The sequence below is a fragment of the Paenibacillus abyssi genome (assembly GCF_014640295.1).
Classification (GTDB): domain Bacteria; phylum Bacillota; class Bacilli; order Paenibacillales; family Paenibacillaceae; genus Paenibacillus_D; species Paenibacillus_D abyssi.
The window spans coordinates 257,390-273,831 of record NZ_BMGR01000002.1; the positions used below are offsets into that span (position 1 = coordinate 257,390).

The following is a 16,442-nucleotide window of genomic DNA, read 5'->3' on the forward strand; positions in this document are numbered from 1 at the left end:
TCTCTTTGTTACTCCTCTCCGGGTTCCATAAGCACTCTTGCCAATTTCTCATACGTCTCAATAAATGCCAGCCCCTCCTGCTCGCTAAAATGCCGGATATACTTCGCCAGAAGCTCCTGCATTTTCTCTTCCATCGTGTCGGAGAGCCGCTTCCCCTCTTCCGTCAGCATCAAATACGTAACCCGGCGATCCTTTTCATCCGGTACCCGCCGAATTAATTCCTTATCCGATAACCGGGTAATAATCGCGGTGATGGAGCTTTTGCCCACGCAGAAAATATCCGCCAGCTCCGATGAGGTCGCACGCTCATGTTCACGGATATAACGGATGGTGGAGTATTGATCGATTGTCAGCTCTTCCTGCATCAACTCACGGATCAGCGCATTCAATCTGCGGTTCACCGTAAAGTTCGCCTGTTCGTAACGTCTGATGATGTCTATGAGCAGTACCTTGTCCATAAGAACCTCCTTCGCAAAAATAGTTCGTCAGTAAAAACGTTCTATAGTTGAATAGTTTTATAATGGAACTATATCAGGGGCGTTAGCCTTTGTCAATTGTTTACAAAAGGGAGTGTGCGATACTTTGGTTGTACCGCATTCACTGCGCAGTCGAATGTTCTTCCGATCGCTGTTGTTCCCGGATTCCCTTGAATGAATAGGCCGAAGTGGGGATCCGGGAACAAAGGCGACCGCTGATGCTTCTCCAGAATCATTCGAACTGCTTCGTTTAGGCGTAACCGTTTCTGTCATAAAACCAAACACTACACCAGCGTCCAACCGACACCAGATGCCTGAAGCCGCATCTGGAGAAAGTAAAGCACGCGCTGGGCATACTGCCAAGCACGATTATCGCGGATGCCGGCTATGGTAGTGAAGAGAACTATCAATTTGCTGAAGAAGGCCGCAGTTGACCGAAGACGAGAAATGGCGCCACAGATAGAGACCTGTGACGCCATTTTTACCGTTTTAGAGGTACCTATCAAGCTTCAATATCGCATTGAAGTTCCCTTTTGGGACAGCCTCAGTAACTATAGAGAAAGGCTTAAGAATTGAACCGGCGAATCTTAATAAGACCCGCGAATATGTTCCAACACCTCGTCCTCATAAAACTTCCGCAAACGTGCATGCTCCTCGTCCGTAAACGATGAGACGGCCAGCGCACCGAGGTTGTCCTCGACTTGCGCCGCATTCTTGAAGCCCGGGATGACGCAGGTCAGATTCGGGTTGTCCAGAATCCAGCGCAGCGATGCGCGGGTCATGTTCGTGCGTCCTTCGGCAATCCAGCCCAGGCTGCGGCTCAGCTCGACGCCTTTGTTGAACGGCAGGCCGGCGAACGTCTCGCCCACGTTGAAGCTTTCCCCGTTCTGGTTAAAGTTACGATGATCTTCGGCTTCAAAGGCGGACTGCTCCGTAAACTTGCCCGTCAGCAAGCCGCTCGCCAGCGGCAGCCGCACGAGAATGCCCACGCCCTGGGCATGCGCTTTCGGGAACAGCTCCTCTGCCGGCTTCTGCCGGAACAGATTATAGATGACCTGCAGCGCCCTCACATTCGGATACTGCAAGCAGAGCAAGCCTTCCTGCACCGACTCCACGCTGACGCCGTATTCCCGGATTTTACCCTCTTCCTTCAGTTTATCCAATACCTCGAATACCGCACCATCACGCAAAATCTCTATCGGCGGGCAGTGAATCTGGTACAGGTCAATCCGCTCACGCTGCAAGCGCTTTAAACTTGCTTCACAGAATGCACGAACCGAGTCCATCGAGTAGACAGCCGGATCGTGAATATCTGCCGAGCGGCAAAACTTCGTCGCGATATGAATCTGATCCTCTTTCCCCTTGGTCGCTTGCGCTAACAGCTCTTCACTATGTCCTGCCCCATATACATCGGCTGTATCGAAGAAATTAACGCCCGCTTCCATCGCCTGCTCAAGCGCATACAATGAATCCTTGTCATTTACAGTTCCCCATGATCCGCCAATCGCCCAAGTGCCAAAGCTGATTTCACTGACGGATAAATCGCTGCTTCCAAGCTTTCTATAGTTCATGATCGCGCCTCCTATGACTAGTCTGACAATAATGTACTATAGTTTGGGTTCTGCGCGCAATGAACGGCGGAGCATTTGAGCTCTACCCGCAATAATGCATAACACAGCATTGCAATCCAGCTCAAATCTGAATATTCCGGCTCATCATCGTCATCAGTAGCGCGGATGAGAGCGGTCATCATTCACATCAAATCAAGTGTCATTGCCAGCTGACAAGGGTTACAATTTCAATAGGAAATTTGTATAATTATATGTAATCATGAATTGAACCTAAGTCACTACTTCCAGGAGTGAAGTTATGTTAAAACCAACTCGGTTCCATGCGGCATTGTTGATTATCATTGCCCTATTAACGGTCTTACTCAGCGGCTGCGGCACGCCAAGCAATGCAAGCTCACAGATCCAAACCGGCGACGACCCTGCCGAGCTTATCATTTCTGCTGCGGCGAGTTTGACAGGCGCGCTTAAGGACATACAAACGGGCTTTGAAGCAAAACATCCCTCTGTGCAACTTACCTTCAACTTTGGCTCATCCGGGGCTTTGCAGCAGCAAATCGAGCAGGGGGCGCCGGTGGACGTCTTTCTCTCGGCCGGGGTCAGCAATATGGAAGCACTTGTTGATAAAGGGCTCGTCGATCCCGCGATGAAAACAACGCTGCTTATGAACCGCCTGGTTGTGGTCGTTCCCAATGACGGACAAGCAGTGATTGCAGTTATGGCCGATTTGCTCAAAGAGGATGTAAAGAGCGTGGCGATCGGCATTCCGGAAAGCGTGCCGGCCGGAGGATATGCGAAGGAAGCAATGATTTACACCGCACTGTGGGATAAGCTGCAGCCTAAGCTGGTACAAGCCAAAGACGTCCGGCAGGTGCTCCACTATGTGGAGACCGGCAATTCGGACGCGGGCTTCGTCTATCAAACGGATGCGCTCTCTACGAAATCGGCAAAAGTCGCCTTCACCGTGGACCCGGGCAGCTACCAACCGATCGAGTACCCTATAGCAATCACCAAAGCCTCGAAGCAACAAGAGGAAGCGGAGCTATTTTATACCTATCTCCAGAGTGAAGAGGCCTTGAGTATATTCAAAGATTACGGCTTCTCCCTGCCTGAATAATGATGCTGAATATGGATTGGGAAACGTTCTGGCCGCCTATTCGATTATCTATTCAAGTGTCCCTTGTATCCAGTATTTTCGTTACTTTGCTTGGCGTATGGATCGCCCGATACATGTCCGCCAAGAAGTTCAAGGGAAAAGTTGTACTGGAGACCGTTTTCATGCTGCCTATCGTACTGCCTCCGACGGTCGTCGGTTTTCTGCTGCTGGTGCTGTTCGGGCGGCAGGGCTGGGCGGGAAAAGGTATCGAGTGGCTGTTTGACGCGCCGATTATTTTTACTTGGTGGGCGGCAGTTATCGCTTCAATCGTAGTCGCTTTTCCGCTTGTGTATCAGACAATGAGGGTCGGGTTTGATAGCGTGGACCGTTCTCTGGAGGATGCGGGAAGATCGGAGGGCGCCAGCGAATGGCAGGTATTCCGGTATATTTCCCTCCCCCTGACCGCTCATTCGCTTGCATCGGCTTATATCCTCGGGTTCGCACGCAGCTTGGGTGAATTCGGCGCTACGCTTATGATCGCCGGCAATATTCCAGGCCGCACGCAGACGATTCCGACGGCTATCTATGTCGCGGTTGATTCAGGTAATATGGCAATGGCCTGGGCTTGGACCATTGCCATTATCATCGTTTCATTTCTGATGCTTCTTGCTGTCAGGCGCAGAAGCCAGCCATGAATAACGCCGGCCCGGATAAGTCCTAACGACTTCCCGGGCCGGCGTTATTTTATAGGCGAATTAATAGGCGCTTACGCCTAATTTCTTGATGGTTTCTGCAATGAATGCGGGCTCATCGTCCGGCGTACGCGAGGTAATGAGATTATTGTCCACCACGACTTCCTCGTCCACAAACTTCCCGCCCGCCGCTTCCACTTCATCGGAAATAGCCGGGTAAGAGGTTAGCGTCCGTCCTTTCAGCAATCCCGCTTCGGCCAGTAATTGCGGACCATGGCAGATAGCCGAGATGGTAATTCCGGCCCGATCCGCTTGCTGAACAAATTCGACCATCCGTTTGTTCTCCCTCAAGTGGGAGGGCGACTTTCCGCCGGGAATGATGACCGCCGCATAATCCTCCGCATTGGCTTCTGTCGCAGACAAATGAGAGATGTACGAAATGGTTCCCTTCTTGCCTTTCAGTTCCTCGCCTTTCTCCAAGCTGATAATAACGGCCTCGTTGCCATTTTTCGTTATCGCATCATAAGGATTGGACATCTCGGAATCCTCGAACTCATCCGCCAGCAAGAATGCCACCTTCTTCTTCATTTGCTCCATATTATTCCACTCCTTTTTCAAGATATGACATCAGCTTATCCAAGCATAATCTCTATTACCCTAAAAGGAGAAGAATGAAAAATCAGCTGTCCATTATGGTCAGAAGCTGCTCTGCGGGAATGCGCGGCTGTGCGGCGGGAATTTTCGCGGGATAGCCGATATGCAGCGTGCCGACTAGCTTCTCGCCCGGCTGAATGCCGAACGCTTCACGGTATTCCGGCTGATGCATCAGGCCCGGCGTCTTCCATACGGTTCCGATCCCCTTCTCCCAGGCCAGCAGGCTAAAATTGTGGATGATGCAGCTTGTGGAAGCATAGTCTTCCTCGCGGATCGCCAGATTCGGGTTTTCCCGCATAGCAACGGTCAGAAGTGCCGGAACGCCGATCATTTTGTTATACGCCTTCTCGCCGTCCAGCGCACCCGTCCTGCCTGCAATGCTGCGGCACGTCTGCGCGATTCGTTTGACGCCATCTCCATGGACAAGCACAAAACGCCAGGGCTGAGTCATTCTGTGGTTCGGCACCCATACGGACGTATCTAATAATTGCGTGATCAGTTTAACAGACACAGGCCGGTCTTCAAACAGTTGAACGGAACGTCTTTCTTTCAGCAGCTGCGCTAACTCCATTTCTTCTCTCTCCTTTTTTGTCCAGTATTCCGTACATATTTTCGCAATGCGCGCGTGTTGCCACGCAATATGGCAGCAGCAGGGCGATCCACAGGCTGAGATGATTCTTCTACTTATTCAAGTTTATGTGAAAATGATTATCAATGTCAATTCTCCTTCTTTGCGATGTTTATCATCGATAACGGCGCCCTAACATTAGTGAAGCGGGAGAGAAGACTCCCCCGCTTCTATCCAGCTTTTGTACTTTCCATCGCAAACTGGCTGTTGTACAAATCGGCGTAGAAGCCATTTTGCGCAAGCAGTTCCTCGTGGCTGCCCTTCTCAATGACATCGCCTTTGTTCATGACCAGGATCAGGTCGGCATCCCGAATCGTAGACAGCCGGTGCGCAATGACAAAGCTCGTTCGGCCTTCCATCAGTGCATTCATCGCGTTTTGGATGTTCACCTCGGTCCGCGTATCCACGCTGCTCGTCGCTTCATCCAAAATGAGAATGGAAGGATTGGCTAGAATAGCACGGGCAATCGTAAGCAGCTGCTTCTGTCCTTGGGAAATATTCGATGCCTCTTCGTTCAATACGGTATCGTAGCCGTCAGGAAGCGTACGGATGAAATGATCGGCATGGGCTGCCTGCGCAGCTTGCACGATCTCTTCTTCGGTTGCGTCTTCCCGGCCATAACCAATATTGTCCCGGATTGTTCCGTTAAACAACCAGGTGTCCTGCAGCACCATGCCGAACATCCCCCGCAGGCTGCCCCGCTGCATATCGGTAATATCAACGCCGTCAATCGTTATTTTGCCGCTGCTCAGTTCATAGAAGCGCATCAACAGATTGGTCAACGTCGTTTTGCCGGCGCCTGTCGGTCCAACGATCGCAATCGTTTGTCCGGCTTTCACTTCGATATTCATGTCCTGAATTAAGGTTTCGCCTTCCTTATAACCAAACTTCACATGCTCGAACTTGACTACGCCCCTCGGTGATGCCAAAACTGCTGCATCCGCAGTCTCAGGTTGCTCCTCCTCTTCATCCAGCAGCTCAAAGACCCGTTCGGCCGATGCGATCGTGGACTGAATGATGTTGGCAATGTTCGCGGTCTGGGTGATGGGCTGGGAGAACTGTCTCGCATACTGGATAAAGGCTTGAATATCCCCGATGCGGATCGCATTCTGTGTTACCAAAATACCGCCAACCACACAAATGAGCACATAACCAATATTGCCGATGAACATCATAAGCGGCATGATAATGCCCGAGATAAACTGCGCTCTCCAGCCGGCTTCATATAATTTCTCATTAATGCCGCTGAAGGTGTCGACGGATTGCTTCTCACGGCCGAATACCTTCACAATCCGGTGTCCGGTATACATTTCTTCGACATGGCCGTTCAACTCGCCGAGCGATTTCTGCTGATCCTTGAAATATCGCTGCGAGCGTCCGGCAATCGCCTTGATGACGACGAAGCTGAGCGGCAGCGTCAAGATCAGAATCAGCGTCATTAACGGGCTGATCGTCAGCATCATGATGGTTACCCCGAGGAGCGTGACAATCGAAGTAATAAGCTGCGTGAGGCTCTGCTGCAGAGTGTTGCTGATATTATCGACGTCGTTCACCGCGCGGCTTAATATATCACCATTGCTTCGGGAGTCGAAAAATTTGAGCGGCAGCTTCGCCAGCTTGGCGTTCACTTCCTCGCGGAGCTTATAGACCGTCTTCTGCGCGACCCCTGCCATCAAATATTGCTGCACATAACCAAACGCCGCACTAAACACATATAACCCGATTAATACGATCAAGATATGCAAAATATAATCAAAATCGATGCCGGCACCGGTTCCGCCCGGCATCTTGGTCATCATTCCTTCAAATAGAGCCGTCGTCGCATTACCGAGCAGCTTTGGGCTGACGATCATAAAGATCGTGCTGAGCACCGCAGTGATAAATACCGCAATTAACTGCACGCTGAACGGCTTTAGATACGCCGTAAGCCTTTTTAACGTGACTTTAAAATTTTTGGCCTTCTGCACCGGCATGCCCATTCCGGGCCCCGGTCCGAAGCCCCGGCCCATCGGACCCGGCCCTCCCGATGCTTGTCCGGAGCGCGGCGATGATGTACGTTCCTGACTCATGCGATCTCCTCCTCCGAGAGCTGTGAGGATACGATTTCGCGGTACACTTGATTGGACGCCATCAACTCGTGATGAGTGCCAATACCCGCAATTTCTCCCTCATCCAGTACGATGATCCGATCAGCATCCATAATCGTGCTCACACGCTGGGCAACGATGATCACTGTGGATGCCGTTGTTTCCTGCTTTAATGCCGCCCGCAGCTTCGCATCGGTCTTGAAATCAAGCGCCGAGAAGCTGTCGTCAAAAATATAAATCTCCGGCCTTCGTACCAAAGCCCGGGCAATCGACAACCGCTGCTTTTGACCTCCGGAGACGTTATTGCCGCCCTGCTCGATCATCGACTCGAAGCCATCCTTCATTCCGCTAATAAATTCGGTCGCCTGCGCGATCTCAGCCGCATGCCGTACTTCCTGCTCCGTGGCGTCTTCCTTACCATACTTAATATTGTCGGTAATCGTACCGGAAAAGAGCACTGCCTTCTGCGGCACGAAGCCGATCTTGGCCCGGAGCTGCTCCTGTGTCATCTCCCGCACGTCCACACCATCAATTCGGACGCTTCCGCTCTCAATGTCATAGAAGCGCGGAATCAAACTGACAAGCGCCGACTTACCCGACCCGGTTCCGCCGATAATAGCTGTTACTTCCCCGGGAGATGCTTTGAAGGTGATCGAGGAAAGCGCCGGCTTTTCCGCACCGGGATAACTGAAGGTGACATGATCGAATTCGACTACCCCTTTTCCCCGGGCGGAAGCGGACGTTCTTGGCGCCGCAGGATCCTCGATGACCGGCTCCATGTCCAGCACTTCATTAATCCGAACAGCCGAGGCTTGGGCGCGGGGAATCATCACGATCATAAACGATACCATGATCAGGGAGAACATAATTTGCATGGCATATTGAATGAAAGCCATCAGCGAGCCCACCTGCATGTCGCCATTATCAATGCGAATGCCGCCGAACCAAATGATCGCCACCGTAGCCAGATTCATCACAAGCATCATAACCGGCATCATCGCCGCCATGATTTTATTCACTTTGATCGCCGTATTGGTCAGATCCTCATTGGCCTGCTCGAAACGTTTGCTTTCATGATCGGTCCGGTTAAAGGAACGGATGACGCGAATGCCGCTCAGGCCTTCCCGAAGGACAAGGTTTAACCGATCCAACTTAGCCTGCATAACTTTGAAATAAGGCATGCCTTTTGCAACAATGGCGAAAATCGCCAAGCTCAGAACCGGAATGACCCCAACGATCACCCACGAGAGCTGGGCATCCTTAGAGATCGCCATGATGATCCCGCCGATACACATCATCGGCGCCATGACCATCATCCGCAGCATCATGTTCAATACTTGCTGTACCTGCGTAATATCGTTTGTTGTCCGGTTAATCAGCGACGCCGTGCCGATCTTGTCGAACTCCTGCAGCGAGAAGTTCCCGACATGAACGAATACTTTTTTGCGAACGGTCTGACCGAACCCTGCGGAAACCTTTGAAGACAGATAACTCGCCAGCACTGAGGCCAACGTGCCACCTGCTGCTACAAGCAGCATGAATCCGCCAATTTTCCATATATACGTCACATCCCCCTGTATGATCCCGATATCTACGATATCCGCCATTAAGGTAGGCAGGTACAGCTCCGAGAGCGTCTGCAGGAACGTGAACAGTAATACGATGGCAATCGCAAGCTTATAGACATTTAAAAATCGGAACAGCTTCAACATCCTTCATCACCTCTGCCATAATCGGGATTTACTCCTGCTCTTCATGCTGCTTTTTAAAATATTGATAGGCTCTCGTCAACAGCTCCACAAGCTGCTTGCTGTCCTCTTCCCCCAAGTACCCGATCAATCCGTTAAAGGAGTCGAGAATCTCATCCTCGAACCTCTGGGTAATCCGCTCGCCCTTCTCCGTCAGATGGATGCGATAGACCCTTCGGTCCGCCGGATCAATCGTCCGCCCAACGAGGCCCTCCGCCTCCAGATTCTTGATCTGCTGCGTAATCGTCGGCTTCGTCACCTTAAGACGGCTGCTGATCTCCGACACCATCATCCCGGAGGAGTCAGGCTTCCTGTTCCTCTTGATCATGAGCATCAGCATGATATCACTGTGCCTGCATCCTTCGATCGTATGCTGCCGCCAGTTAACCTTGCGAAATTGCACAAACGACTGCAGCAGCTGCTGAGCAGTTGTGTGCTCATGTTTTCCTTGCTCTTCTTGCTTATCATGATCCTCTTGCTGTTCTTTATCGGCCATTCCCATCACCTCATATGCCGCTTCTCTAGTCTGCAAATTTAAACTCAACATAATTAATTAGTTAGGCAACCTAATTATATGACCGTGCCTATGCGCTGTCAACTAAAAGCGATATGCTGCTCATCCATGGCTTGTGTTAGAATAGCTGTAACTGTAATGAGGGGAGAATAGAATGAAAGACGATTCTTTCACATTCTGGAGGAAGTATGTTGCCAAGGCCCAGCTTGACCTCATGTCGGTGGCCTATACCAAAGTGCCAACAACCTGGCGGAATCTCAATTTTATTCCCGATTATAATAAGTTCTATTACATTATTGAGGGTGAAGGATACTTAAAGATCAAAGATAAGGAGTATTATCCGAAGCCCGGCGAGCTTTATCTGATCCCATCTGGAGCGCTTCAATCCTACGACACCATCAATGATCATACGTTCGGGAAATATTGGTGCCATTTCTTGGCGAAGATCGGCGAGCTCAACTTGTTTCAGCTTATCGAGATGCCTGTGCATGTCGTTCCCTCCGATCCCGATGGCATGAAACAGAAGTTCGAGCAGTTGATCCGGTATGCGAATACCGACTCACTATCGAGCGAGTTCCGCGTCAATTCAATATTGTTCGACATGATCGCCGTGTTTCTGGAGGAGAGCGCTTCGGTTAAATTCAACCTGGCCGCCTCGGCCTCCTTTGAGAAAATGAGCCATGTGTTACATTATATCGAGACTCATTTATCCGATAATGTATCGGTTGATGAGCTTGCACAAATTGCACATTTTCACCCTAATTATTTCATCCAGGTGTTCAAGGGATTTACAGGATATTCCCCGATTCAATATATCAACCGGATGCGGCTCGAAAAAGCCAAACACCTGGTAATTATGACGGATTTAAATATGTCAGCTATCGCTGACGCCTTAGGCATGGAGCTTCCCTATTTCTCGCGTATGTTCAAGGAACATACCGGCTTCTCGCCGACCGCGTACCGGGAAATGGTACCCAAGGCTGGCGGGCTCCGGAGGTAAGGAGCGGCATGTTCGATATTCTGTTTCAATATTCTCTGTAAAGAGATTGGAATATGACACATTAAGCGATATAATCTGGAGAGGGATATAAATCTGCTGGCGAATTTCTCGCTAATAAAAAAACACTAAGGAGTTAATACGATGGAAAAAACACTGATTTTCGGGCACAAAAACCCCGACACCGACACAATCACTTCCGCAATTGTGTATGCTGACCTTAAAACAAAGCTGGGCGCAAACGTTGAGGCTGTCCGTTTAGGCGAAGTTAACGGCGAGACGCAGTACGCGTTGAACCAGTTCAATGTGGAAGCTCCCCGCTTGGTTGAGACAGTTGCCAATGAAGTAAACAATGTCATCCTGGTTGACCACAATGAACGCCAACAAAGCGCATCGGATATCGATCAAGTTCGCGTGCTGGAAGTTATCGACCACCACCGGATCGCTAATTTTGAAACTGCCCATCCGCTGTACTATCGTGCGGAGCCAGTTGGCTGCACGGCAACGATACTTAATAAAATGTACAAAGAAAATGGCGTAACGATTGAAAAGAACATTGCAGGATTGATGCTCTCCGCGATCATCTCCGACTCCCTGCTGTTCAAATCGCCTACCTGCACAGAACAAGACGTAGCTGCAGCACGCGAATTGGCTGAAATCGCAGGCGTGAATGCCGAAACTTACGGCCTCGAGATGCTGAAAGCCGGTGCGGACCTGAGCGACAAAACCATCGCACAATTGATCTCACTGGATGCAAAAGAATTCCAAATGGGCAATTACAAGGTTGAAATCGCGCAAGTAAACGCGGTGGATACCAACGACGTCATCTCCCGTCAAGCAGAATTGGAGGCAGCACTTTCTACAATTATTTCTGAAAAAGGGCTGGATCTGTTCTTGCTTGTTGTAACTGATATTCTTAACAACGATTCCGTTGCATTGTCGCTGGGTCGCGCTGCCAATGCGGTAGAGCAAGCTTATAACGTGAAGCTCGCTGATAACAAAGCGATCCTCAAAGGCGTTGTATCGCGTAAATCGCAGATCGTGCCTGTATTGACGGAAACACTGAGCAAAATGTAATTCATCATGAATAGCTAGGATGAAATACAGCAACCAGGCTGCCCCGGCAGCCTGGTTTTATTTACATTATGGATAAAAAGCATTGTCAGGTGTGGTGGTCGGACACCAGCGGGTACGGAGCAAGTGCTCGATAAGCACATCCTTGGCACGCGCCGTACCGATATAATGCAGTGCTTCGGCAGCATGCGCGCGCACGTAACGGTTCTCATCCTCCAGCGCCGCTTCCAGCTGCGGCACAGCTGCATCGGCTGCAGCCCCCATGCGGGCCAAGGAGAGCCCTGCCATAAACCGCACCTGTGTATCCTCATCCTGCAGGCAGCGGATCAGACCGGACACCACCTCTTCAGCAGGTGTGGCAATCATGGAGAGCGACTCTGTAACCGCTTGGCGGATCACCGCAGAGGAATGGTCAAGCAGTTGTACAAGTCTCGGCACCGCCACCGCTGCCAGCTGTCGCAGCTCTCCCAGCGCAAACACGGCGTGAACAACCGTCTTCTCTCGTTCACTGTCCAGCGCAGCGGCCAAGCCCGCTACCGCATCCGCACCGCTGACCGATAAACCGTAAGCCGCCACTCGCGAGACAGCTTTGTTCTCACTATGAAGTCCCTGCAGCAGCGCTTCTACCCCCTGCGCTCCCATTGCCGCCAGTTCATACGCGGCATTCTGGGCGGAAGGCTCGAAGGAGTCGGCCATGCCGCTTGCAAGCGCCGCGATCTTCTCCTGATCCGCCGGCGCCGTCCCTGCGATACTGCCAAGCTTGCCGCTCAGCCAGTTCCAGGTTTCCTCCCACTGGATTGGATGCTGCGCAATCGGCGTATTGCACGTGACCGGCAGCTTCCACTCCGGCTCCCGGATGTTCCAGGAAGGCGATTGCGGCGCTTCGGTGCGCATAAATTCAAACTTCAGCATATACCGGTGCTGCCCCAGCACATTCGGGGTGGAACGGTGCCAGATATCATAATGAATGAGCGCAAAAGTGCCCGCCTTGCCGCTGGCCAGCGCTTCCTCCTGCGGATCTTCGGCTTCGAAAACGCGCGTTTCATAATTTTGCGTACCCGGATAAACCCCTGTCGGCCCCAGCTCCACAGGCGTATCCTGCGGAAAATACATGATCATCGCCCACCACGGGTGATGATTGCGCATCCGCTTGTACCCCCAATAGCTGTCTTTATGCCAGGCGCCCGCTTTGGGCGACGCATTGTAATGTCCATGCCGGTGCGCATGCAGCATATAGTTGGGCCCGAGCACGCTCGTCAGCGCTCCGGTTATCGCCGGATGGTCGAACACTTGCTGGATCTCGCGAATGCGCGGCAGCAGATTGTTGCCGGGATTGCCCTCCTTTTCGTATACCTCATTCAGCTGGTCTACGAGCTGGCGGTGGAATTCTTCCGAAAAATCCGTATTCAGAATCAGAAATCCCTGTGTAGTGAAGGTCCTCATCTGTTCATCTGTTAACAAAATTGGCTCGTTTTGACGCATTGTCTATCCTTGCCTCCTCGTAATTGATGGTAAGTGATGATGACGTGTTGTGTTCTCATTATATGAAAGAAGCGCTTTCTTCAACATACACGATGCTAATCTACGTTTGCACAAAATTAAGAACGCATACTCACCGGCAGCCTGCCTCTTCCCGCAGGAAGAAACGGCTGACACCCTCTATCGAGAGACAGCGTCCTTTCGGGATGAATAAGCTTGGAGAGAGTACTATCCAAGCGCACAAAAACGCCCGCTTTATGCGCGGGCGCCTTCCTTCGTCTTATTTCGCTTCGACCGCATATATGCCGATACGCTTTTGGAAAAAAACAGTACAGCGGCTATGGCCGCATAGAAGGCAAGAATCGCATAAGACGCGGCTGGATAAGGCATCGACAGAGGGAGATAGCCCGTTAATCCAAGGACGCCTACCCACACCGACAGCACCATAAGGGAAGCAAGCACATACTTGGCCCATGCGTAGCCTTGGTGCATCAGGATGATCAATATTAAATGCAGCGCAAACGAAACCATTTGCCCCGAAATAAATATGGAAACCAATTGAACGGCAAGAAGCGCCCCTGCAATCGTCAGCAGCAGCAGCTTCCCCTTTTTTTCCCTTCTCCTGTGCAGATTCTCCTCTGCCAGCTTTTGCCGCTCCTTTTCCTTCGCCAAGAGTAAGCCCCTCCCCGCACCGAGTATGGATTAGACTTGTATCCATTCCTTCTCCTCTGCGCGTATTCCTTCTTCCACCGCTGCAAAAAAAAGACCGCCTCCGCCTGTCACTGAAATGTGACGGCGGAAGCAGCCTTCCAACCCGCATCGTTCACGCCTCTTATTGCAGCTTTCCGCCGGCGCGCACTCTACCCGCGTCTTATTGCGCTTTCCCGAATTGCGTCAAGCTTTTGAACTCGTAACCCTGCCTCCGGGCTTCCTCGATGATATGCCCCAGCGCCTCCGCATTGTCCTTGGACACGGAATGAAGCAGGATCACCGCGCCGGGATGCAACTGGGTAATGACGTTATCATAGGCATACTTCCAGCCCTTCTGGCTGCTTGTTTCCCAATCCTTGTATGCGATCGACCAGAACACGTTCGTATAGCCCAGCTCATGGCTGGCCGCTAATGTACGCTCGCTGAAAATGCCGCGCGGCGGGCGCAGGAAGGGCATCGTCTGCTGGCCGGTTACCTGGGTAACCGCCTGTTTTACCTTGTCGAGCTCCACTTTGATTTGTTCGTTCGAAATCGTCGTCATATCCGGATGGCTCCACGAATGGTTGCCGATCAGATGCCCTTCGCGCGTCATCCGCCGCAGCAGCTCAGGCTGGTCCTTAATATAATGCCCGGTTACAAAAAAGGTCGCCGGTACCTGCCGCTCCTGCAGCACATCCAGAATCAGCGTCGTATATCCGTTCTCATAGCCGTTATCAAAGGTTAGATACAGCACTTTCCGTTCCGTGCTCTCCTTGAAAATACCGCCGTGCTTCTCAAGAATCGATTTGAAGCCTTCCTCATCGATGGACGCCGGCGCGCCGTTGCGGCTTTTCTTGAAGCCGAAATGAAACGGGGTATCCCCGGCAACGGCAACACCCGCGAATAGCAATAATGCTGCGAGTGTCAAAATGAGCAGACTGCCCATAAATCGTTTCAAACCTATCACCCCTAAACAGTTCTATCAAGGGTAATATCCCACAAGAAGCTCGAAATCATCCATTGTATGAGATTTGCCCGATCACCCAGATCGCGATCGAGGTAATAAGGCTGGCTTCCTGTCCTCTCTGTTTCCGTTTCGCCTCAATAAGGCTCGGACTCATGCCCCTGCTGCTGTGCCTCACGCACAGCAGCCCCTGCCCGGTCGAACCCGATCGGATTGCCGATCCGGCCATTTTCGTTGCTTCCCGCCGTTTTCAGGCCTTCCGCCACCCGCTTCCCGTAGTCGGGATCGCACTGGGTGAACCGCTCGATCATAATATCCTGGATTTGCTTGCGGCACTGGCTCAGTGCGCCGACGAGGTTGGAGATGAGCTCATCGCGCTCCCAGCCTTCCAGCGCGCGGTAACGGCCGCCGGCTTGTTTGAAATCATTGGTCCGGTCGATCGACTGCCGCACGATATTTCCTTCTACATGCGGCGTATGCTCGACGCCCGGATTGCTCGCTTCCCTCAGGCCGCCGATCGTGGAAGGCTCGTAGTTGATGTGCGCATTGATGCGGTCTACCTGGTACAGCATTTGTCCGCCTTCCTGGTTCGTCGCCACATGTTTGTGCGGAGCGTTAATCGGCAGCTGCAGGTAGTTCGGCCCTACGCGGTAGCGCTGGGTATCGGAATAGGAGAAAGTACGCCCCTGCAGCAGCTTGTCATCGGAGAAATCCAAGCCGTCTACCAATACACCCGTTCCGAACGCCGCCTGCTCCACCTCGGCATAATAATTTTGCGGATTGCGGTTCAGCACCATTTTGCCGACAGGCAGAAATGGGAACTGCTCCTCCGGCCACAGCTTCGTCGCGTCCAGCGGATCAAAATCCAGCTCGGGATGGTCATCATCGCTCATCATCTGGACGCACAACTCCCATTCCGGATATTCTCCCCGCTCGATCGCTTCATACAAATCCTGGGTTGCATGGTTGAAGTTTTTGCCCTGAACTTCTTCCGCTTCCTTCTGCGTCAGATTCTTCACGCCCTGCTTCGGCTGCCAGTGATACTTCACCAATACCGCCGCGCCGTCCTGGTTCACCCACTTGTATGTATTCACGCCCGAGCCCTGCATTTGCCGGTAGCTCGCCGGAATGCCCCACGGGGAGAACAAAAACGTGATCATATGCGTCGTTTCCGGTGAGCTTGAGACAAAATCAAAGATCCGCTCAGGATCTTGGATATTCGTGACCGGATCGGGCTTAAAGGCATGAATCAAATCCGGAAATTTCAATGCGTCTCGGATGAAGAATATCTTCAGATTGTTGCCTACCAGATCCCAGTTGCCATCCTCAGTGTAAAATTTAGTGGCAAAACCGCGCGGATCCCGCAGCGTCTCCGGCGAATGGCTGCCGTGAATAACCGAAGAAAAACGGGTAAATACCGGCGTTCGTTTGCCTGCTTCCTGGAACAGCTTGGCACGTGTATACTTTGACACCGGATCATTTCCAACCTTGCCATACGCTTCGAAATAACCATGAGCGCCGGCACCGCGGGCATGAACAACCCGTTCGGGAATCCGCTCTCTGTCAAAATGAGTAATTTTCTCCAGAAAATCATAATTCTCCAGTACCGAAGGTCCCCGGTTGCCTACAGTTCTAAGGTTCTGGTTGTCTGTAACCGGATGTCCCTGCCGGTTCGTCAGCGTATCCGCCTGTTCCCCCTGCGTCATCCGCTTATCATTCACGCCCCGGCCATCCTGAGACACCTGATTCATCTTTTCATCTTTCATCGCTGTCAC

At 51.7% G+C, this 16,442-nt stretch carries 15 protein-coding genes; 4 read left to right on the forward strand and 11 right to left on the reverse strand.

The window, feature by feature from the left end:
• Positions 1-8 precede the first annotated feature (8 nt).
• Positions 9-458: a MarR family winged helix-turn-helix transcriptional regulator gene (locus tag IEW11_RS03725; protein ID WP_188529150.1), complete on the reverse strand. Its 450-nt coding sequence runs from the start codon at positions 456-458 to the stop codon at positions 9-11.
• A gap of 605 nt (positions 459-1,063) precedes the next feature.
• Positions 1,064-2,047: an aldo/keto reductase gene (locus IEW11_RS03730; RefSeq protein WP_188529152.1), complete on the reverse strand. Its 984-nt coding sequence runs from the start codon at positions 2,045-2,047 to the stop codon at positions 1,064-1,066.
• A gap of 298 nt (positions 2,048-2,345) precedes the next feature.
• Here IEW11_RS03730 and modA point away from each other — a divergent pair, with 298 nt between their 5' ends.
• Both modA and modB read left to right on the forward strand, forming a co-directional pair.
• Complete coding sequence (modA, locus tag IEW11_RS03735; protein WP_188529154.1) at positions 2,346-3,161, forward strand: molybdate ABC transporter substrate-binding protein; 816 nt, start codon at positions 2,346-2,348, stop codon at positions 3,159-3,161.
• 2 nt (positions 3,162-3,163) lie between these two features.
• Positions 3,164-3,835 (forward strand): molybdate ABC transporter permease subunit, encoded by a 672-nt coding sequence (modB, locus tag IEW11_RS03740; protein ID WP_188529156.1) that lies wholly within the window; start codon positions 3,164-3,166, stop codon positions 3,833-3,835.
• 60 nt (positions 3,836-3,895) lie between these two features.
• On the opposite strand, the gene IEW11_RS03745 is transcribed toward modB, so the two are convergent.
• From IEW11_RS03745 to IEW11_RS03765, 5 genes are all read right to left on the reverse strand, one after another.
• Positions 3,896-4,429 (reverse strand): type 1 glutamine amidotransferase domain-containing protein, encoded by a 534-nt coding sequence (locus IEW11_RS03745; RefSeq protein ID WP_188529158.1) that lies wholly within the window; start codon positions 4,427-4,429, stop codon positions 3,896-3,898.
• Between the two features lie 82 nt (positions 4,430-4,511).
• A complete protein-coding gene (locus IEW11_RS03750) occupies positions 4,512-5,057 on the reverse strand; it encodes a nitroreductase family protein (protein ID WP_188529160.1) in 546 nt (181 codons plus the stop codon).
• A 227-nt stretch (positions 5,058-5,284) separates the two neighbouring features.
• Complete coding sequence (locus tag IEW11_RS03755; RefSeq protein ID WP_188529162.1) at positions 5,285-7,183, reverse strand: ABC transporter ATP-binding protein; 1,899 nt, start codon at positions 7,181-7,183, stop codon at positions 5,285-5,287.
• A complete protein-coding gene (locus tag IEW11_RS03760; protein ID WP_188529164.1) occupies positions 7,180-8,913 on the reverse strand; it encodes an ABC transporter ATP-binding protein in 1,734 nt (577 codons plus the stop codon). Before IEW11_RS03760 ends, IEW11_RS03755 begins: the two co-directional genes overlap by 4 nt.
• Positions 8,914-8,941: 28 nt before the next feature.
• Positions 8,942-9,445, reverse strand: a complete 504-nt coding sequence (locus IEW11_RS03765; protein WP_188529166.1) for a MarR family winged helix-turn-helix transcriptional regulator — start codon at positions 9,443-9,445, stop codon at positions 8,942-8,944.
• Positions 9,446-9,617: 172 nt separating this feature from the next.
• On the opposite strand from IEW11_RS03765, the gene IEW11_RS03770 reads away from it, so the two are divergent.
• Positions 9,618-10,463 carry an AraC family transcriptional regulator gene (locus IEW11_RS03770; protein WP_188529168.1) on the forward strand — a complete coding sequence of 282 codons (846 nt, stop codon included), beginning with the start codon at positions 9,618-9,620 and terminating at the stop codon, positions 10,461-10,463.
• Positions 10,464-10,604: 141 nt separating this feature from the next.
• Positions 10,605-11,537 (forward strand): manganese-dependent inorganic pyrophosphatase, encoded by a 933-nt coding sequence (locus tag IEW11_RS03775; RefSeq protein ID WP_188529170.1) that lies wholly within the window; start codon positions 10,605-10,607, stop codon positions 11,535-11,537.
• 66 nt (positions 11,538-11,603) lie between these two features.
• Here the strand turns inward: IEW11_RS03775 and IEW11_RS03780 are convergent, their stop codons facing one another.
• The 4 genes from IEW11_RS03780 to IEW11_RS03795 all read right to left on the reverse strand — a co-directional run bounded on the left by IEW11_RS03780 (position 11,604) and on the right by IEW11_RS03795 (position 16,418).
• Positions 11,604-13,016: a HEAT repeat domain-containing protein gene (locus tag IEW11_RS03780; protein ID WP_188529172.1), complete on the reverse strand. Its 1,413-nt coding sequence runs from the start codon at positions 13,014-13,016 to the stop codon at positions 11,604-11,606.
• A 252-nt stretch (positions 13,017-13,268) separates the two neighbouring features.
• Positions 13,269-13,685, reverse strand: coding sequence for a hypothetical protein (locus tag IEW11_RS03785; protein WP_188529174.1), 417 nt, complete (start codon positions 13,683-13,685; stop codon positions 13,269-13,271).
• A gap of 199 nt (positions 13,686-13,884) precedes the next feature.
• Positions 13,885-14,649 (reverse strand): delta-lactam-biosynthetic de-N-acetylase, encoded by a 765-nt coding sequence (gene pdaA / locus IEW11_RS03790; protein ID WP_188529498.1) that lies wholly within the window; start codon positions 14,647-14,649, stop codon positions 13,885-13,887.
• A gap of 155 nt (positions 14,650-14,804) precedes the next feature.
• The gene (locus IEW11_RS03795; RefSeq protein ID WP_373289299.1) at positions 14,805-16,418 is read right to left on the reverse strand and encodes a catalase; all 1,614 of its coding nucleotides are present in this window, start codon (positions 16,416-16,418) and stop codon (positions 14,805-14,807) included.
• Between the last annotated feature and the right edge of the window lie 24 nt (positions 16,419-16,442).